This window comes from Streptomyces sp. CB00455, assembly GCF_001905445.1.
In the GTDB taxonomy this organism is placed as follows: Bacteria; Actinomycetota; Actinomycetes; order Streptomycetales; family Streptomycetaceae; genus Streptomyces.
In genome coordinates, this window is sequence record NZ_LIVQ01000002.1 from 393,805 (window position 1) to 411,612 (window position 17,808).

General features: G+C 73.9%; 16 protein-coding genes and 1 pseudogene. 8 read left to right on the forward strand and 9 right to left on the reverse strand.

The features are described from left to right. Positions 1-46: 46 nt before the first annotated feature. Positions 47-931: an ATP-dependent DNA ligase gene (locus tag AMK16_RS09195; RefSeq protein WP_073913479.1), complete on the reverse strand. Its 885-nt coding sequence runs from the start codon at positions 929-931 to the stop codon at positions 47-49. Further along, positions 931-1,836, reverse strand: coding sequence for a non-homologous end-joining DNA ligase (gene ligD / locus AMK16_RS09200; protein ID WP_073911573.1), 906 nt, complete (start codon positions 1,834-1,836; stop codon positions 931-933). Before ligD ends, AMK16_RS09195 begins: the two co-directional genes overlap by 1 nt. A 31-nt stretch (positions 1,837-1,867) precedes the next feature. Here ligD and ku point away from each other — a divergent pair, with 31 nt between their 5' ends. After that, positions 1,868-3,037, forward strand: a complete 1,170-nt coding sequence (gene ku / locus AMK16_RS09205; RefSeq protein ID WP_073911574.1) for a non-homologous end joining protein Ku — start codon at positions 1,868-1,870, stop codon at positions 3,035-3,037. A 327-nt stretch (positions 3,038-3,364) separates the two neighbouring features. On the opposite strand, the gene AMK16_RS09210 is transcribed toward ku, so the two are convergent. Then, positions 3,365-4,162 (reverse strand): nuclease-related domain-containing protein, encoded by a 798-nt coding sequence (locus tag AMK16_RS09210; protein WP_073911576.1) that lies wholly within the window; start codon positions 4,160-4,162, stop codon positions 3,365-3,367. Positions 4,163-4,347: 185 nt separating this feature from the next. Between AMK16_RS09210 and AMK16_RS34955 the strand changes: the two genes are divergently transcribed. The 3 genes from AMK16_RS34955 to AMK16_RS09225 all read left to right on the forward strand — a co-directional run bounded on the left by AMK16_RS34955 (position 4,348) and on the right by AMK16_RS09225 (position 7,293). Next, positions 4,348-4,977, forward strand: coding sequence for a hypothetical protein (locus AMK16_RS34955; protein ID WP_073911579.1), 630 nt, complete (start codon positions 4,348-4,350; stop codon positions 4,975-4,977). A 247-nt stretch (positions 4,978-5,224) separates the two neighbouring features. Beyond that, the gene (locus tag AMK16_RS09220) at positions 5,225-6,070 is read left to right on the forward strand and encodes a hypothetical protein (RefSeq protein ID WP_242438699.1); all 846 of its coding nucleotides are present in this window, start codon (positions 5,225-5,227) and stop codon (positions 6,068-6,070) included. After that, positions 6,067-7,293: a sensor histidine kinase gene (locus AMK16_RS09225; protein ID WP_073911581.1), complete on the forward strand. Its 1,227-nt coding sequence runs from the start codon at positions 6,067-6,069 to the stop codon at positions 7,291-7,293. The genes AMK16_RS09220 and AMK16_RS09225 overlap by 4 nt, the downstream gene beginning before the upstream one ends. A gap of 436 nt (positions 7,294-7,729) precedes the next feature. Here AMK16_RS09225 and AMK16_RS09230 read toward each other — a convergent pair whose 3' ends face one another. From AMK16_RS09230 to AMK16_RS09240, 3 genes are all read right to left on the reverse strand, one after another. Continuing rightward, positions 7,730-7,999 (reverse strand): hypothetical protein, encoded by a 270-nt coding sequence (locus AMK16_RS09230; protein WP_073911584.1) that lies wholly within the window; start codon positions 7,997-7,999, stop codon positions 7,730-7,732. A 10-nt stretch (positions 8,000-8,009) separates the two neighbouring features. Next, positions 8,010-8,723: a TetR/AcrR family transcriptional regulator gene (locus AMK16_RS09235; RefSeq protein ID WP_073911586.1), complete on the reverse strand. Its 714-nt coding sequence runs from the start codon at positions 8,721-8,723 to the stop codon at positions 8,010-8,012. Between the two features lie 81 nt (positions 8,724-8,804). Next, a complete protein-coding gene (locus AMK16_RS09240) occupies positions 8,805-9,734 on the reverse strand; it encodes an AurF N-oxygenase family protein (protein ID WP_073911588.1) in 930 nt (309 codons plus the stop codon). Between the two features lie 169 nt (positions 9,735-9,903). On the opposite strand from AMK16_RS09240, the gene AMK16_RS09245 reads away from it, so the two are divergent. Further along, a complete protein-coding gene (locus AMK16_RS09245) occupies positions 9,904-11,010 on the forward strand; it encodes a ferritin-like domain-containing protein (protein ID WP_073911593.1) in 1,107 nt (368 codons plus the stop codon). 147 nt (positions 11,011-11,157) lie between these two features. On the opposite strand, the gene AMK16_RS09250 is transcribed toward AMK16_RS09245, so the two are convergent. Together AMK16_RS09250 and AMK16_RS09255 are read right to left on the reverse strand one after the other, a co-directional pair. After that, positions 11,158-12,618 carry a penicillin-binding transpeptidase domain-containing protein gene (locus tag AMK16_RS09250; RefSeq protein WP_073911596.1) on the reverse strand — a complete coding sequence of 487 codons (1,461 nt, stop codon included), beginning with the start codon at positions 12,616-12,618 and terminating at the stop codon, positions 11,158-11,160. Continuing rightward, a complete protein-coding gene (locus AMK16_RS09255; RefSeq protein ID WP_073911606.1) occupies positions 12,615-13,994 on the reverse strand; it encodes an FtsW/RodA/SpoVE family cell cycle protein in 1,380 nt (459 codons plus the stop codon). Before AMK16_RS09255 ends, AMK16_RS09250 begins: the two co-directional genes overlap by 4 nt. A 95-nt stretch (positions 13,995-14,089) precedes the next feature. Between AMK16_RS09255 and AMK16_RS09260 the strand changes: the two genes are divergently transcribed. The 3 genes and pseudogenes from AMK16_RS09260 to AMK16_RS09270 form a co-directional block, all read left to right on the forward strand. Further along, positions 14,090-14,497: a DUF6325 family protein gene (locus tag AMK16_RS09260; protein ID WP_073911609.1), complete on the forward strand. Its 408-nt coding sequence runs from the start codon at positions 14,090-14,092 to the stop codon at positions 14,495-14,497. Next, positions 14,497-15,048 (forward strand): SHOCT domain-containing protein, encoded by a 552-nt coding sequence (locus AMK16_RS38060; protein WP_073911612.1) that lies wholly within the window; start codon positions 14,497-14,499, stop codon positions 15,046-15,048. Before AMK16_RS09260 ends, AMK16_RS38060 begins: the two co-directional genes overlap by 1 nt. Positions 15,049-15,348: 300 nt before the next feature. After that, a pseudogene (locus AMK16_RS09270) lies at positions 15,349-16,479 on the forward strand (NlpC/P60 family protein); the annotation flags it as partial. Here the strand turns inward: AMK16_RS09270 and AMK16_RS09275 are convergent. Next, on the reverse strand, positions 16,458-17,807 hold the full coding sequence (locus AMK16_RS09275; protein WP_073911614.1) for a styrene monooxygenase/indole monooxygenase family protein: 1,350 nt from the start codon (positions 17,805-17,807) through the stop codon (positions 16,458-16,460). The pseudogene AMK16_RS09270 and the gene AMK16_RS09275 overlap by 22 nt on opposite strands. Position 17,808 lies beyond the last annotated feature (1 nt).

A 17,808-nucleotide genomic window follows, 5' to 3' on the forward strand; every position in this document is an offset into this window, starting at 1 on the left:
CCTCCAGTCACCTTCACCCCCCTCTGGCCCGCGCCGTCCGCGCGGGTCAGAGTTCTGTCCGCAGCCGCAGCACTTCGGGCGGCGGGTGGCGTGCCGAGGTGTGCCGGACCTCCGCCGTCAGCGGCGGGTCGAGCGGCCGGTAGGGCACTTCCCCCAGCCCGATCGCGGTGACGGTCGCGCCCGCCGGGGCCGCCGCCCCGCGCGCGCTCACGACGGCGGCCAGTTCGGCGCGCAGCGCCGCCGTCAGCGGGCTGGACACCAGGGGGGTCTCGTCCCCGACCGGCAGGACGAGCACCAGGGCGAGCGGGCGGCGCGGGGTTCCGGTGAAGCCGACCACCGCCGCGTCGCGCACGTCCGTGTGGCGCAGCTTCTGCCAGCCGCGCCGCCCGGCAGGGTAGGTCTGGTCCAGCCGCTTGACGACCAGGCCCTCGATGCCGCTGGCCGGCAGGGTCTCGTACCAGGTGGCGGCCAGCTCCGGGTCGGTCGTCATCGGCACCGGCTGGAGCGGCGGCCCCAGTGGCAGCAGCAGGTCGACCAGGGCGGCGCGGCGGCGCTCGTAGGTACGCCCGCGCAGGTCGAGCCCGGCCAGCTCCAGTACGTCGAAGGCGGCGTATGACGCCGGGAGGGTCTGGGCCAGCACGGTGGCCCGGGCGGCCGTGGCGGCGGCGCGGCGCTGGACGAGCGCGAAGTCCGTGCGGCCCCCGTGCCAGACCACGACCTCCCCGTCGAGCACGGTCCCGGCGGGCAGCAGGCGCGCGGCTGCCGCCAGGTCGGGGAAGGCGCTGGTCACGATCCGGCCGGAGCGCGCCTGGAGGGCCACATCCGTCTCCGAGCGCACGACGACCATGCGGTGGCCGTCGAACTTCGGCTCGTACGCCAGCCCGGCGCCGCGCGGCAGGGTGCGTACGGCGGCGGCCAGCGCGACGCGGATCACGGGCGGCCTCCCCGCGCCGGCGGGAGCGGGCCGGCCCGGCCGGGATCGGTCAGGGGTGCGAACAGGTCCCCGTCACGGGCGAGCCGGGGTGCGATGTCGTCGGCGAGGAAGACCAGGTCGTCGGGGGTCCGGCAGCCTTCGACCTCCTCCCAGGAGATCGGGGCGGAGACCATGGGCCGGGCCCGCGCGCGCAGGGTGTAAGGCGCGGCGGTGGTCTTCGCGGCGGCGTTCTGGCTGTGGTCGACGAAGACCTTGCCGGGGCGCAGGGCCTTGGCCATGCGGTGGACGACCAGGTCGGGGAGTTCGCGCTCGGCTTCCTGTGCGAGCTGCTTGGCGTATGCGGACACCTGCTCGGACGGGGTCGGCTCCAGGGGGACGGCCAGGTGCATGCCCTTGGAGCCGGAGGTCTTGGCGTAGGCGTGCAGGCCGTCGGCGGCGAGGCGGTCGCGGAGCCAGAGCGCGACGGCGCAGCACTCGACGACGGTGGCGGGGGCGCCGGGGTCGAGGTCGAGGACCATCCGGTCGGCGGCGGCCGGGGCCCCGGCGGGCCACTGGGGGGTGTGGAACTCCACGACGAGGTTGGCGCACCACATGAGGGTGGCCATGTCGGCGACGACGAGCTGGTGGGCGGAGAGGTCCTCGGAGCGGGGCACGGGGGTGGTCTTCACCCAGTCGGGTGTGCCGGGGGGCGGGTTCTTGGTGAAGAAGAGCTGGCCGTCCGGGCCGTCCGGATAGCGCAGGAAGGACGCCGGGCGGTCGTGGACGTGGGCCAGGAACGGGCCCGCGACGGTCGCGTAGTAGTGGAGCACCTCGCCCTTGGTGAAGCCGGTCTCCGGATAGAGGACCTTGTCGAGGTTGCTGAGCGCGATGCGACGGCCCTCCACCAATGTGATCGGCGTCATAGGATGAGATTGCCATGAAATGGGAGGAACTGTGCGATCCATTTGGAACGGGGCGATTTCTTTCGGCCTGGTCAGCATTCCGATCAAGCTCGTGAACGCCACCGAGAGCCACTCGATCTCCTTCCGCCAGATCCACCTGGCCGACGGCGGGCGCATCCGGTACCGCAAGGTGTGCGAGCTGGACGGCGAGGAGTTGTCGGGCGGCGAGATCGGCAAGGGGTATGAGGAGGCCGACGGCTCGATCATCCCGATCACGGACGAGGACCTGGCGCAGCTGCCGATCGCGACGGCCAGGACGATCGAGATCATGTCGTTCGTACCGGCGGACGAGATCGATCCGCTCCAGATGGACGCGGCGTACTACCTGGCGGCGAACGGACCGACGGCGGCGAAGCCGTACACGCTGCTGCGGGAGGCGCTGAAGCGGAGCCGGAAGGTGGCCATCGCGAAGTACGCGCTGCGGGGGCGGGAGCGGCTGGGCATGCTGCGGGTCGTCGACGACGTGATCGCGATGCACGGGCTGCTGTGGCCGGACGAGATCCGGGTGCCGGAGGGGGTGGCGCCGGAGGCGGACGTGTCGGTACGGGATGCCGAACTGGACCTGGCGGACGCGCTGATGGCGACGCTGGGCGAGGTCGAGATGTCCTCGCTGCACGACGGCTACCGGGAAGCGGTGGAGGCGATGATCACGGCGAAGGCGGGCGGGGCGTTCGAGCCGTCGGAGGCGGTGGCCGAGCCGGCCGGGGGCCAGGTGATCGACCTGATGGCGGCGCTGGAGAAGAGCGTGCAGGCGGCGAAGGCGTCGCGGGGCGAGGCGGGGGCGGACGCCGGCGGGGGCGGCGGGGGCGGAGGCGGCGGCGGGACGGAGGCGGAGGTGACGCCGATCCGGCGCAAGTCGGCGGCGGCCGCGCCGAAGGCGGTGGGCGGGAAGAAGTCGACGGCGACGACCGCGAAGAAGACGGCGTCGGCGGCGGCATCGGCTGCCAGGAAGACCACCGGGAGCAAATCGGCCAAGTCGGCCAAGTCGGCCAAGCCGGTGAAGACGGTGAAGACAGCGGCCGAGCCGGCGAAGTCCGCCAAGTCCGGCAGGTCGGCCAAGGCGACGTCGGCCAAGTCGGCTTCGACGTCGGCGGCGGCGAAGACGGCCGCCGCCGCACCGGCGAAGAAGACCACCGCGGCCCGCAAACGGGCCTCGGCCTGAGGACGCGGCGCGGGGCGGGACGGGGACCGGACCGCTGCCGCTCGGGCCCGGAAACGGCGCGGGAACCGGTCCCGGGGTCGGGCCGAGGGCGGCCGACGCCGGAAGGCTCGTCCCCGACCGGTCGCCCCGACGCCCTGCGCCTTGCCGCCCGCGCCCGGTCGAACGCGGCCGGTCGAACGCGGCCGGTCGAACGCGGCCGGTCGCCGTGACTGAACGATCACGCCTGACCGACCGCGCCGGGCAGCCCATGTCCGGCCGCCCGCCCGCGGCCGACCGTGGCGCCTGGCCGCGCGTGCTTGACCGGTCCCGCCGCGCCGTGTGCGAGGGCTATGGCAACCAGGTGCGGACGTCCCGGGCCTGGGTGAACAGGGCCTCTATGTCCGGGGGTTTGAGGGCGGGCGGGAGCGCGGCGAGGTCCGCGGCGGCCGTCGGGGGCTGGAGGACGCGCACGTCACGCAGGCTCGGAGCCACCTCGACCCGGGAGGCGTCGGCCACCGCCAGGGCCGGGGTGACCTGTGTCGTCAGGGCGCGCGTGGCGTGGGCCGCCGCGCCGCGGAGCCGGCGCGGGTCGGGGCGGGGCTCCGTACGGCCCACGGTGACCAGCAGGTCGCCCACCACGACGCGCTGGCGGCGGCCGGGAACCGCGCGGACGCAGAAGACGCCGGCCGGACCGATGAGCAGGTGGTCGATGCGGCCCAGGCCCGGGACCGGCACGCAGTGCAGGGCCCGCCAGCCGTCGGCCTCCAGCGCGTCAAAGGCGTCTCCCGCGCGCTGCTGCGCCGCCAGTTCCTGGCGCAGCCGGTGCCGGGCGCGGGTGCCCGCCGGGCCGTGTTCCAGCTCCCCCAGCAGACTCTCGCCGGGGCGGTTCGGGGCCAGGTCCGCGTCCGGCGGGAGGGCCAGGGCCAGCAGGCAGGCGGCTGTGGGGACGGGCGGGGGCCCGATGGTGACCGGTCCGCTCAGGTAGGGCCGCAGCGCCCGCAGGACCGCCTCGCGGTGGTCGTCCGCGAGGATGCTGATCCGGTTCGCCTGCCGGTCGTACCAGGCCACCGCCTGCCCGTCGGGCAGGTTGACGTACAGCCTTCCGCGGCCGGGCCGGCCGCCGGGCAGCACTCTCAGACCCCTCATGGCCCTCACCCCCGCCGTCCATGGGAGCAGCCGGGGCGGCGCACGGCAATCCCCCGGTGGTGTAACGACTCTGACGGGACCCTGCGACATCGCTGTTACAGAAATGGGGCGCTGCCGCAACGGCCGGAGCCTAGGTTGGTGCCCGCCTGGAGACGCCAGGTCCTGACCAGCCCCGAGGGGTTCCCGTGAGTACCGTCAGCCGCCGCACTCTCGTTCGCGCCGCCGCCGTGACCGCATGTGCCGGGAGCCTGCTGGCGCTGCCGGCCGTCACGGCCCTGGCCGAGGGGGTGCCGGCGGCCTCGGCCGCGCACTCGGCGGGTCCGCAGCGGATCCTGGTCAAGACCCTCTCCCTCGCGGACGGCACTTCCACGGCGCGGGTCTACCGTGTGGCCGAGGGCGCCTACCAGGCCGACATCCTGACGTCCGAAGGCGTGCGGGCAGCCACCCTGACCAGCCACGACGGCATCACCGGCTTCGGTGGTTCCGGCGAGCTGCACGCGGCGCTGGACTCCGGCGGCCGGCTGACGTCCTGGGTGGGCGGGGCGCCCGCTCCGGGCGTCGCCCATGCCGTCGCGGGTGACGGCTACAAGACGGGTACGCGCAGCGGCCACGTCGTTCCCGCGTCCGCGCCGAAGGCGGCGGACAGCGCGGGCCGGGCCGTTGCCGACGGGCCGGTCGGGGCACTGCACCTGAACCCGCAGGCCGACGGCCCGGGCGAGGGCCTGCTGCTGCTCGCCGCGGGCGGCGGCATCGCGGCGGTCGGCGCCGCCGGGCTCGGCTTCGCGATGCTGCGGCGCGGGCGGACCGAGGGCTGAGGCAGGCCGTCCGCCAAGTGCGGGGCGAGCCGGGGACGGGGCGCGGGCCGGCCGGGCTGCGTGCCGCGGCGGGGCCGGGGCCCGGGCAGGGCAAGGGCGCACGGCGTGGACACGGGACGTGGACCTGGACCTGGACCTGGACATCGTGGTCACCGCCGCTGAACAAACAGGGTGAATCTACGCATAAGGTTGGTGCGATCGACCGGATTTCAGACCGCCGCAGAACAGGAGGAGGCCGGCCTTGAGGATGTTTCCCTTCCGACCGGCCGCCTGCTCCGCGATGTCCGCGAAGCCCGCGCTCGCACTGTGTGCCCTGCTGCTGCCCGTGCTGACGGCCTGCGGCGACACCGGCGGCCTGGCCGGGGCCGGTGCGACGCCGACCGCGAGCGGGCCCGTACACCTGTGGCCCGGCCGCGAGGGCGCCGTCGTACCGCCGGCCGATCCGGGGGGCGCACCGCCGCAGTACGTGCAGGGGATCCCGCCCGTGCGGGACCAGAACGTGCACGACGTCGATCCGGTGGCCCTCGTACAGGCGGAACTGCGGACCCACCCGAACGCCGATGTGGGCCCCGACGGGATGCCGCCCGAGACCGCGGCCGCGATCCGCGACTGCGGCAAGGAGGGCGTGGAGCCGGGAGCGTGCCCGGTGCGGACGCCGTACTACCGCGATCTCACGGGCAACGGCCGGGACGAGCTGATCGTCGGCATCGACTTCCCCGACAAGATGATGTCGGTGCGGGTCTACACGGCGGACGCGGACGGCCGGCTCAACCGGATCATGGCCACCACCCAGACCGTCGTCGCGGTGGAGCTGGCCGGGCAGGACGTGGTCCTGCGGGTGCCGAGCGGGAACAACGGCTACGAGCTGAGCACGGCCTGGTCCTGGGACGAGAAGCAGCGCACCATGCTGCCGACGCGCGAGCAGATCGTACGGGTACCAGCGCGTCCGCCCGCGGCGAGCCCGGTCCCGGGCACGAGCACGAGCCCCGGCGGCACCGGGCCGGGATCCGTGCCGGAAGCCCGGCCGGGATCCGGGGCGGGATCCGGTACGGGCCCAGGCCCGGGCCCTGGCTCTGCGCCGGGCACGCCATGAGGATGCGGCTGCCCGCGTGGACGGCGACGCTGACCTGGAAGTCGGCGTGCTTCATCGTGGTCATGTGCTGTGCGCTGGCGGCCGTCCTCGGTGCGCTCGTGCACGTGGAGGTGACCCGGCAGACGGTGGCCGCGGCGCGCGACAAGGCGCTCGAGAAGCTGCACGACGCCTCCCTCGCGTACGAGGCGGGCGAGGCCCTGCCGCCGGAGACGGGGCTGGATCCGGCCGGGCTGCCGCCGCAGCTGCGGGCGCTGGCGGTCGGCGGGCACCGCGGCACGGTGCTCGCCGACCACCAGGGCCACCCCACGATGTGGGCGGCCGCGCCCGCCGACGGCCGGGCGCTGGCCACCGCCGTCGACTACGGGCAGAGCGCGCGCACGATCAGCGGGCTCGACACCGCGATCATCGGGTCGTCGGCCCTGGCGATCGGCGGCACGCTGCTGTTCGGCGCCTTCGCGGTGACACGGGTGACGCGGCGGCTGCACCAGACGGCGACCGTGGCCCGGCGGATCACGCAGGGCGACTTGGACGCGCGGGTCGACGACCCGCGAACGAAGAACCCCTCGCGGGCGCAGGACGAGGTGTCGACCGTGGCCGGGGCACTGGACACGATGGCGGGGAGCCTTCAGGCGAAGCTGGAGGGCGAGCAGCGGTTCACGGCGGACGTGGCACACGAGCTGCGCACGCCGCTGACCGGTTTGCAGGCGGCGTCCGAGCTGCTGCCCGAGGGGCGGCCGACGGAGCTGGTGCGGGAGCGGGTGCGCACGATGCGGCAGCTGACGGAGGACCTGCTGGAGATCTCGCGGCTGGATTCGCGCAGCGAGGCGGTGGAGACCGATCTGCACCAGCTGGGGCGGCTGGCGCGCCGGGTGGTGCGGGCGTCGGGGACGGCGACGGAGGTGGTGGTCCTGCGCGACGCGCACGTGGAGACGGACCGGCGCAGGCTGGAGCGGGTGCTGGGGAACCTGGTGGCCAACGCGCACCAGCACGGGCGGGGTCCGGTGGTGCTCACCGTGGACGGGCCCGTGGTGACGGTACGGGACCACGGGGACGGCTTCCCCGACTACCTGCTGGCGCACGGGCCACAGCGGTTCCGCAGCGGGGGGAAGGGGCACGGGCTGGGGCTGACGATCGCCGTCGGGCAGGCGGAGGCCATCGGGGCGCGGCTGGACTTCAGGCGGGCCGCGGGGGGCGGGGGGCTGGCGGTACTCACCCTGCCGTGACCCCTCCGGGGGTGGTCGGCGGGGTACGGGGCTTCCGGTTCCGGGGGGGGTTCGCTAGTCCGGGCGACGGGCTACGGCTGCGCGGGGGCGGGGGGCGCGGGGGCGGGGACCCGGGGGGGCCGGCTGAGCCGGGCGGGATCCGACCCACGCGCCCGCAAGGTTCCCAGGTCGGCTACGCCCGGGCGGGTCCGTGCCAGCGCCTCTGCCGGACCCTCGGGCAACCGCGACCGCGCCCGGACCGGCCCCGCTCCCTTGGCTCGGCAGCTGCGCCGGGGGGCGGAGGGGGTGTCGGCCGGGGCCGGGGTGGGGACGGGGTGGGTGTCGGCCGGGGCTGGGAGGGTGGGTGTGGCCGGGGCTGGGGGGTGTCGGGCGGGGCCCTGTCCGGCGGCGGGCGGGCGGCCTGCGGTTGGCCGCGTCGCCGGCACGGACCGAGGGGTCAGGGGCGCGGCGGTTTGGTCCACGGCCAGCGGGGCTTCGGTTTGTGGCCCGACGGGGTGTGGACGTACTTCCAGCCCTTCTGGAGGCCCAGGCGCTTGGAGTAGCCCGCCGGGACGCGCTCGTAGAGGAGCACCGTCGGCGGGCCGCCGCCGGGGGCCGGGACCGGGATCTCGTACCACTTCGGGGGGTGGCCGGTGGGGCCGAGGAGGATCGGGAGGACCCGGCCGTCCATGGGGCCGCCCTCGAAGGGGGTGGGTTGGCTTCTCACCCCACCAGTGTCACAGCAGGTGCGCGGCCTCGGAGACCACCGGGATCACCCGGCGGGCCAGGACCCCGACCGGGCCGTCCGCCGACTCCAGGGCGAGGGCGGCGCGGGCCGCGGACGCCGTTTCCGGGTCCGTGGCCGCCGTCGCCGTGAGCAGGGCGATGAACTGGTCGACCAGCCAGTCCCGCAGCGAGTCGACCTCCGGCTGCTTGCCCTCGTCGATCCAGATGAGGGAGGCCGCCTCGACGGCCGTGATCCAGGTGCGGACCATCATCCGCAGCCGGGGGCCGGGGGCGGGCACGCCGAGGTGGTAGAGGATCTGATCGGCCGCCGCACGGCGGATGCCGTCCACCGTGGCCGTCGTACGGGAGGTCTCCACGACGCTGCCGCCCTGGAGGAGGGCCGCGAAGCCGGCGTCGTGCTCGTCGACGAAGGCGAGGTACCGGTCCAGGGCGCGGGCGAGGCGCTGGGTGAGGGGGCCCTGCTGCGGTTCGGCGAAGCACAGTTCGAGGACGTCCGCCGCCGAGCGCAGGGCGGCCTCGTAGAGCTGCTGTTTGCCGCCGGGGAAGTAGCGGTAGACCAGGGGGCGCGACACTCCGGCGGCCTCGGCGACGTCGTCGAGCGAGATCTCCTCCGGCGCCCGGTGCGCGAACAGCGACAGGGCCGCGTCGAGGAGTTGGGCCCGCCTCTCCTCGACGCTCAGTCTGCGGTAGGCGCGTACGGTCATGACCGCAGGGTAACCGCACGGCGTCCGGCTCAGGCCTGCTCTTTCCGGATCGGGCAGCCCCTGTGCGCCACCGGGCACCGGCTACGCCAGGAGTCCGGAGCTCTTCCACAGCCTGCGGCCGACCCCGCGCAGCAGGCCGATGTCGTCGAGGAAGTCGGTGAGCCGCTTGGCGCCGCTCTGCATGACCTCGCGGCGGTGGCCACTCGCCTTGACCTGGGCGAGCGCTTCACGGCGGTCCAGGCCGACGTTGTCGTAGACGGCCGGGTTCACGAAGGCGAGCGAGAAGACGCGGGCGGCCTCGCCGCAGCTGATCCGGGTGAGTTCCTGCTCCCAGCGCGGCGCCGTCAGCATCTGGCGGCGCAGTTCCTCGCGGGCGTAGCGGACGTGCCGGGCCTCCTCGATGACGTGGATGCGGGTCACGCCGCGGACGAGGGGCTGGATGCGCTCGTCCGGGAAGGTCAGGCGCTGCATCCAGTCGAGGATCTCCTCGCCGAGGAGGGTGCAGGCGAAGGAGCCGGGGGTGGTGGAGACGGTCTTCAGGACGCGCGCCAGGTTGTGGTGGGTGCGCGAGACCGGGTAGGCGGGCGCGCCGCCCTTCTGGATCATGCGCGCGAACATCATCGAGTGGCGGCACTCGTCGGCGATCTCGGTGAGCGCGTAGCGCACGTGGTTGCTGGTCAGGGACTTGTCGTAGATGTGCCGCACCAGCAGCTGCATGAGGATGATCTCGAACCAGATCCCGAGCGAGCCGAGCGCCGCCGCTTCGTGGCGGGAGAGGTCGATGCGCTGCTCCTCCCCCATCTTCTTCCAGAGCGGGGTGTCGTAGAGCGAGAGCAGTTCCGGCGGCCAGTAGTACTTCCCCTCGATGACCGGGGCGTCCCAGTCGAGTTCCTTGTCGGGATCGAAGGAGTGCTTGGCGGAGGATTCGAGCAGCCTTTCGGCTATCTGCTCGCGGTCCTTGAGCAGGCCGAGTGCGTCCCTCAGCGCGGTGCGATCGGTCACGGTCGTCATGGCTTCGGATACCTCGCTCGTTGGGTTACCGGCGGTCACTTCTTATGAGACTGCCTGTCAGCAAGGTCGTCAATCCCCTGCGCACGACTTGTTGACCGCGCGTCTACCAACGTGTGACGCTGCCAACTGTCCAGTTCCGTACGCAAGTACGTGAGACGAGGGGGCGTCAGTGTCGACGCACGAGCTCTACACCACGGATCCGGGCGAGGGCGTCTGGCAGATCCCCGCCTCCGGTTCGGCCCGTTTCAGCTGGGAGTACGACGGCGGCCGCGAGCGGCTCCTCGCCCTCTACCAGAAGGGCAAGGACAAGCAGTGGGACGGCGCCAAGCGCATCGCCTGGGACATCGAGGTGGATCCCTGCGATCCGCTGGGCACCCCGGACGAGGCGCTCACGCTGTACGGGACGCGGCACTGGGCCAAGTTCACCGACAAGGACAAGGGCGAGCTGCGGCAGCACTACTGCGCCTGGCAGTTCAGCCAGTTCCTGCACGGTGAACAGGGCGCGATGGTGTGCGCGGCGCGCATCGTGGAGTCGGTGCCGGACCTGGACGCCAAGTTCTACTCGGCCACCCAGACCATGGACGAGGCCCGGCACGCCGAGGTCTTCGGGCGCTTCCTGCACGAGAAGGTCGGGATGCTCTACCCGGTCAACGCCAGCCTCCAGGGCCTGCTCGGCGACACCCTGCGCGACTCCCGCTGGGACATGCCGTACCTGGGCATGCAGGTGCTCATCGAAGGCCTGGCGCTGGCCGCCTTCGGGATGATCCGCGACACGACCGACAAGCCGCTGCCGAAGCAGATCCTGGCCTACGTGATGCAGGACGAGGCCCGGCACGTGGCCTTCGGGCGGATGGCGCTGCGGGACTACTACAAGCAGCTGACGGACGCCGAGCTGCGCGAGCGCGAGGAGTTCGTGATCGAAGGCTGCCACCTGATGCGCGACCGGCTGCGCGGGGTGGAAGTGCTGGAGAACTTCGGCGTCCCGAGGAAGGAGGCCGAGGAGTTCAGCGAGCAGTCGCAATTCCTGCACCTGTTCCGCAAGCTGCTGTTCAGCCGGATCGTGCCGTGCGTGAAGGACATCGGGCTGTGGGGGGAGCGCCTGCAGAAGGCGTACCTGGAGATGGGCGTCTTCGAGATGGGCGATTCCAACCTGGACCTGCTCATGCGCCAGGACGAGGAGATCGCCGAGTCCCTCGACCGGGAGCGGTTCGCGGCCGAGGAGTCGCAACGGGTGGCGGAGGTGCGGGCGGCCATCGCCGCCGGATCGGACGCGTAGGCCTGGAGGGGGGCGGCCCGCCCGGACCCGGTCGCGGCGGCACCTGCGCCGGAGCGTCCGGGGGGACTTCACGGGCCGGACAGCGCGGCCTCCCTCGCCCCGGGGGGTTCACCGGCCGGACAGCGCGGCCTCCTCGCCCCGGGGGGTTCACCGGCCGGACAGCGCGGCCTCCATCACCGCCCGCGCGATCGGCGCGGCGGCGAGGTTCCCGCTGATGTCACCGCGGTCCGCGGCGGCGTCCTCGACCACCACCGCCACCGCCACCCCCGGCAGGGCCGTGCCCTCGGCCTGCGCCCAGGCGATGAACCAGGCGTACGGGGTGCCGGCGTTGCCGACGCCGTGCTGCGCCGTGCCGGTCTTGCCGCCGACCACGGCGCCCGGGATCGCCGCGTTCTTGCCGGTGCCGTTCTCCACCACCTTCACCATCAGCTCCTGCATCCGCAGCGCGGTGGCCGGACTCATGGCACGGCCGAGGCTGCGCCGGCCGGTGCGCCGCACGGGGGATCCGTCGTCCTGGGTGGTGCGGTCCACCAGGTAGGGGGACTCCAGCTCGCCGCCGTTGGCGACGGCGGCCGCCACCATCGCCATCTGCAGCGGTGTCGCGCGGGTGTTGAACTGGCCGATCGAGGACAGGGCCAGTTGGTCCTGGCTCATGTCGGTGTCGAAGTTCGACCGCGAGACCCACGAGGGCACCCGCAGCCCGTCGTCGTTGAAGCCGAACCGGCGCGCCGCCTCGACCATCCGGCGCAGCCCGACCCGTACCCCGATCTTCGCCATCACCGTGTTGCAGGACCACTGCACGGCCTCCGCCATCGAGGCGTCCTGACAGCCCGTCGCGTGGTTCGGCAGCAGGGTGCTGGTGCCGGGCAGCGGGTAGGGGTCGGGGGTCTCGGTCGGCGCGTCCACGTCCGTGACCACGCCCGCGTCCAGGGCCGCGGCCGCCGTCACGATCTTGAAGGTGGAGCCGGGCGGGTAGGTCTCGCGCAGCGCCCGGTTCAGCATCGGCTTGGCCGGGTCCGCGTTCAGCCGCGCCCAGGCCTCCTTGACCCGCGCGCCCGTACCGGAGAGTACGGAGGGGTCGTACGAGGGACTGCTGACCAGCGCGAGGATCTTCCCCGTGGCCGGCTCGACGGCGGCGACCGCGCCCCGCTTGCCCGCGAGGCCGGTGTAGGCGGCCAGCTGCACGCGGGCCCGGACGGTCGTGGCGGCGTTGCCGCCGGCCGGGCGGCCGCGCGCCAGGTCGTACCAGAGCGGGAAGGCGGTCAGGCCGGGGTCGATGCCCGACAGGATCCGGTCCTCGGCGCGCTCGACGAAGCTGGTCCCGTACGTCTGGGAGGAGTAGCCGGTGACGGGGGCGTACAGCGGGCCGTGCCGGTACGTCCGCTCGTAGCGCAGCAGCTGGCCGCTGTCCCGGGAGCCGGTGACGGGCTTCCCGTCGACCAGGACGTCTCCGCGCGGCTCGGCGTAGCGCTCGATCACGGGGCGTTTGTTGGCCGGGTTCGCGCCGTAGGCGGCGGACTCCCAGACCTGCACGCGGGCGACGTTGACCAGCAGGGCGACGAGCAGGAGGGCGCAGAAGTACGCGCACCAGCGGATGTGGCGGATCACGCGGCGGCCTCCTGCGACTCGTGCGCGGGACGCGGTCTGCGGGCGCTGTCGCTGAGCCGGACCAGCAGGGCGACGATGATCCAGTTGGTGACCACGGAGGAGCCGCCCTGGGCGAGGAAGGGCATGGCCATGCCGGTGAGCGGAATGAGCCCGCTGACGCCGCCCGCGATGACGAACACCTGGAGCGCGACGATCGAGGCGAGCCCGGTGGCGAGCAGCCGGCCGAAGGGGTCGCGCAGCGCGAGCCCGGCGCGGAAGCCGCGGGCGACGAGGAGTCCGTACAGGAGCAGGATCGCGGCGAGCCCGACGAGGCCGAGCTCCTCGCCGGCTGTGGCGAGGATGAAGTCCGACTTGGCGGCGAAGCCGATGAGGAAGGACTGGCCGTGGCCGAGGCCGGCCCCGAGCAGGCCGCCCGCGGCGAAGGCGAAGAGCGACTGGGCCAGCTGTCCGGGGCCCTCGCCGCGGTCGATGGAGGCGAAAGGGTGCAGCCAGTCCTCGACCCGGCCGTGGACGTGCGGCTCGAAGGTGGTGACGGCGTAGGCGCCGAGTCCGGCGAGGATCATGCCGATCGCGATCCACCCGATCCGGCCGGTGGCGGTGAACAGCATGATCACGAAGAGGCCGAAGAAGAGCAGCGAGGTCCCGAGGTCGCGCTCCAGGACCAGCACGCCGACGCTGAGCAGCCAGATCGCGAGGATCGGACCGAGGACCCGGCCGGGCAGGAGCCGCAGCTTCCACAGGAGCCGGCGGCCGGTCAGGGCGAGGGCGGTGCGGTTCGCGGCGAGGTAGGCGGCGAAGAAGACGGCGAGCAGGATCTTGGCGAACTCCCCCGGCTGGAAGGAGAGGCCCGCGAACCGGATCCAGATGTGGGCTCCGTTGACCGCGGGGAAGAGGACGGGGACGAGCATCAGCACGAGGGCGACGGCGGCCGAGAGGTAGGCGTAGCGCTGCAGGACCCGGTGGTCGCGCAGGATCGCGACGACGAGGACGAAGAGCAGCAGGCCGAGCGCCGACCAGAGGAGTTGGTCCCCCGAGGTGAGGTGGCCGGGCGTGGTCGCGTCGAGGCGCTGGATGAGGACCAGGCCGAGCCCGTTGAGGAGCACGGCGATCGGCAGCAGCAGGGGGTCGGCGTAGGGGGCCCGCAGCCGGACGGCGAGGTGCGCGACCAGGGCGGCGGTGGCCAGGCCCCCGGCGTAGTGACGGGCGGTCCGGGGGAGGTGGCCGGTGGTGGCCAGGCCGACGTAGAGGTGGCCGAGGACCGAGATCAGGACGGCGCCGGCGAGGAGCGTCAGCTCGACGCCCCGGCGCTTGGGGGCGCGCCCGTCGGGGGGCGGGGGCGGGGCGGGCTCCGCCACCTTGGCCGTCAGAGCGCTCATGCGGGAAACGTAGCAAGCGGACAGACGCTATGTCCGCTTATGTCATAGAGTGCCGAAGAGTCGTCACAAACGGTCGGAGTCAGGAGCCGAGCCTCATGGGACCAGTGGAATTCATCGTCCTCGCCTTTCCGGAGGAGCAGCTGCGCGTCCCGGCGGTCGAGGCGGTGATGGGGCTGCGCAAGTCCGGGGTGGTCCGCCTGATCGACGGACTCGTGGCGACCCGGACGGCGGCGGGGGACGTGCTGGCGGCGGAGTTCGACGAGTTCGTGGAGCTGCGGGGCCTGCTGACGGGGCGGGACGTGGCGCGGGTGATCGGGGCGGAGGACGTGCACGAGGCGGCGGGGCTGCTGGAGCGCGGGAACTGCGCACTGCTGCTGGTGGTCGAACACGTGTGGGCCGAGGACGCGGCGATCGCCGTACGGGCGGCGGGCGGCCGGATCGCCGGCTCCGTCCGCATCCCGCCGGACCGCTTCCCGGCCGACCCCCGGGTGGGGGCGGCCTGATGTTCATCCGACCGGTGGGCACGACGGTACGTCCGGCACAGCGGGCGGCAGGACAACCCCTGCTGCGGGGCCTGCTGGCCCGCGCGGCGGCCGCGGGGGCGGCCGAGGCCGGAGCCCCCGACGCCGGACCCGGCCCGGGCCCCCGCAGGCCGACCCCGGGGCCGTCGGGCACCCGGGAGGGGGGCGGCCCGGAGGGCGGGGATGAGCCGTGGGAGGAGCGGTGGGAGGAGCAGCGACAGGAGTCGCGGGAGGAACCGCCGGGTTGGGGTGCCCGGGAGGGCGGGGGCGGGGAGTCGGCGGCTCCGGAGGAGGCGTGGCCGCAGGGCGCTGCGGGGGCCGGGCGGGGGGAGCGCGAGGAGCGCGGGGAGCGCGGGGAGCGCGGGGAGCGGGGAGCGCAAGGAGAACCGCCCGCCGCCGGGACCCACCCGGTCGGCACGCCGCCGGCGGGCGGCCTGGCGGCGGAACTGACACAACTGGCGGCACTGGCCAAGGAGGGGCTCCTCACCCCGAAGGAATTCACAACGGCCAAGGCGAAGCTCCTCGGGGATTGAGGGGGGTGGGGGGCGAGGGATGGGGTCGGGAGGTGGGGCGGGGGCTTCGGGGGACGGTGGCGATGGGGGGCGACGTCGGGAGGTGGGGCGGGGGCTTCGGGGGACGGTGGCGATGGGGGGCGACGTCGGGAGGTGGGGCGGGGTGCGGAGGCGGAAGCCAGACGGGCGGCGTCACCTCCCGACCCCATCCCCCACACCCCGCCCCCACCCCCCGATCGGGTGGCTCGCCGGGGCTGGCCGACACCGGTGGGGCATTTGTCATACCGGGCGTGGGAGCATCGGCCGCTCGGAGGTGATCCCATGTCCCGTCGGCCGCTTCGTGCCGTCTGCCTCGCCGCTGTGCTCCTGGTCGCCGGACCGGTGCCCGCGCGCGCCGAACCGGTGCCCGCCGGGGAGCCCGTCGGGGTCCTGCTCACCCGGTTGCAGGGCCTCTACCAGAAGGCCGAGGAGGCCTCCGAGGCCTACAACGCCACCGAGGCGGCCCTGAAGGCCCGCCGGGCCGAGGAGCAGCGGCTCGGCGCCCGGCTCGGCAAGACCCGCAGCGCCCTGGGCTCCGAGAAGGCCCTCCTCGGGCGGCTGGCCCGGGAGCAGTACCAGGGCGCCCGGGGCCTCTTCCCGTACGCCCGGATGCTGCTCGCCGGTGACCCCCGGGCCGCCCTGGACCAGCGCCACCTGGCCGCCCGGGAGGGTGCCCGGCGGGCCGGCGTGGTGGAGCGGCTCACACGGGGCGAGCGGGAGGCCGGGGCCCTCGCCGCCCGTGCCCGCAAGGCGATGGAATCCCAGCGGTCCCTTGCCGCGCAGCAGAAGCGGTACAGGGAGCAGGTCGCGGTCCAGCTCAAGGAGGTCGAGCGGATGCTCGCCTCGCTGACCCCCCGGCAGCTCACGCAGCTCGGCGCCCGGGAGGCCGAGGACACGGCCGTGGCGCAGCGCCGGCTGGTCGACTCCGGCCGGCTCCCCGCCCGTACCGGTACGCCCACGGCGGCCGGCGGGGCGGCCCTCACCTACGCGGCGGCCCAGATCGGCAAGCCGTACGTGTGGGGTGCGGAGGGTCCGGGGTCCTTCGACTGCTCCGGGCTGACTTCGCAGGCCTGGGCGCACGCCGGGCGCGCCATTCCGCGGACCAGCCAGGAGCAGTGGGCGAGGCTGCCCAAGGTGCCGCTGGACCGGCTGCGGCCGGGGGACCTGGTGGTCTACTTCCCCAAGGCCACGCACGTCGGCCTGTACATCGGCGGCGGGAAGGTGATCCAGGCGCCGCGCCCCGGCGCGAAGGTCAAGGTCTCGCCGATCGCGGCGAACCCGCTGCTCGGGGCGGTGCGCCCGGATCCCGACGCGGCCCCGCTCGCCGCGTTCACCCCGCCGCGGCTGCCCGAGGCGGCCGCGGCGGGGGACGATGCGGCGGATGATGCGGGCTACTCCTCCGAGGACGCCCCGGCGGACGGTGCCGCGGCGCCGGAGCCCGCGGCCGCGTCCGCAGCCGCGTCGGCGGCAGAACCGGCGGACGGTGCCGCCGTGGCGCCCGCGAGCGTCGCCGTGACGTCCGCGAGGTAGTCCGCGGCGTCCTCGGGGTCGTAGAAGTACGCCTCGAAGTCAGCCGGGTTGTCGAAGCCGTTGGCGAACCGGTTCGCCACCGGCTGGAGCTGCCCGGCCGCGCCGATCAGGTTGAGCACGTGCTCCGGCGGGACGCCCAGCATCGCGTTCGACCACTGGGTCACCGGCTTACCGGTGGTGAACCAGTACTTCTCGAAGGTCGCGTTCATCCACGCCTCGTCGAACGGCTTGTCGCCGTGCATGAGGATCGAGGAGAGGTAGGAGGCCGCGCACTTGGCGGCCGAGTTCGAGCCCTGCCCCGTGATCGGGTCGTTCGCGACGACCACGTCGGCGACGCCGAGGACGAGGCCCCCGCCCGGGAGGCGGCCGACCGGGTTGCGGACCACCGGCGCGTAGCGGCCGGCGAGCGTGCCGCCGGCGTCCGTCAGCTCCACCTTCGTGGCGCGCGCGTACTCCCACGGCGTGAACCGCTCCATGAGCCCCAGTGTCAGCGCCAGGTGCTCCGCCGGGCCCTTGACGCCGTTGAAGACGTCGACGGGCCCGCCCGGGACGCCCTCCCAGAACAGGATGTCCGCCCGTCCCGTGGTGGTGAGGGTCGGCATGACGAACAGTTCGCCGACGCCGGGGACCAGGTTGCAGCGGACGGCCTCGGTCTCGGGGTGCTCCGGTCGCGGGCCGAGCCCGTGCACGTAGCTGACGGCGAGCGCGCGCTGGGGGGTGTCGTACGGGGAGCGGGCCGCGTTCCGGCCGAACATCGAGACCAGCTCGCCCTTGCCGGCGGCGACCAGCACCAGGTCGTACGTACGGGAGAAGTAGTCGAGGTCGGCGACAGAGGCGCCGTGGATGACCAGCTGTCCCCCGCGCTGCGCGAAGGTGTCGAGCCAGCCGGCCATCTTCACGCGCTGGTCGACGGACTGCGCGTGGCCCTTGAGGCGTCCGAGCCAGTCCACGGCCCGGCTCCCGTCGGGAGCGGCCACCGAGACGCCGACGCCCTCGATCGCGGGGGCCTGGGGCTCCCAGAAGTTGATCTGGAGGTCCCGCTCGTGCTGGAGGGCCGTGTCGAACATGCACTGCGTGGACATCACCCGTCCGGTGCGGATCTCGTCCGCGGTCCGGTTGGACATGAGCGTGACCTCGTACCCCTTCGCCTGGAGTCCGAGGGCGAGCTGGAGACCGGACTGGCCGGCTCCTACGACGAGTATCTTGCGCATC

Bases quoted from the DNA above. Each gene is read 5' to 3' on its own strand.
- AMK16_RS09210 (WP_073911576.1), bottom strand. From the start codon at position 4,162: ATGAGGGGTCTGAGAGTGCTGCCCGGCGGCCGGCCCGGCCGCGGAAGG.
- AMK16_RS38060 (WP_073911612.1), top strand. From the start codon at position 14,497: ATGTTCATCCGACCGGTGGGCACGACGGTACGTCCGGCACAGCGGGCG.
- AMK16_RS09255 (WP_073911606.1), bottom strand. From the start codon at position 13,994: ATGAGCGCTCTGACGGCCAAGGTGGCGGAGCCCGCCCCGCCCCCGCCC.
- AMK16_RS09260 (WP_073911609.1), top strand. From the start codon at position 14,090: ATGGGACCAGTGGAATTCATCGTCCTCGCCTTTCCGGAGGAGCAGCTG.
- ligD (WP_073911573.1), bottom strand. From the start codon at position 1,836: ATGACGCCGATCACATTGGTGGAGGGCCGTCGCATCGCGCTCAGCAAC.
- AMK16_RS09225 (WP_073911581.1), top strand. From the start codon at position 6,067: ATGAGGATGCGGCTGCCCGCGTGGACGGCGACGCTGACCTGGAAGTCG.
- AMK16_RS09275 (WP_073911614.1), bottom strand. From the start codon at position 17,807: ATGCGCAAGATACTCGTCGTAGGAGCCGGCCAGTCCGGTCTCCAGCTC.
- AMK16_RS09235 (WP_073911586.1), bottom strand. From the start codon at position 8,723: ATGACCGTACGCGCCTACCGCAGACTGAGCGTCGAGGAGAGGCGGGCC.
- AMK16_RS09240 (WP_073911588.1), bottom strand. From the start codon at position 9,734: ATGACGACCGTGACCGATCGCACCGCGCTGAGGGACGCACTCGGCCTG.
- AMK16_RS09220 (WP_242438699.1), top strand. From the start codon at position 5,225: ATGTTTCCCTTCCGACCGGCCGCCTGCTCCGCGATGTCCGCGAAGCCC.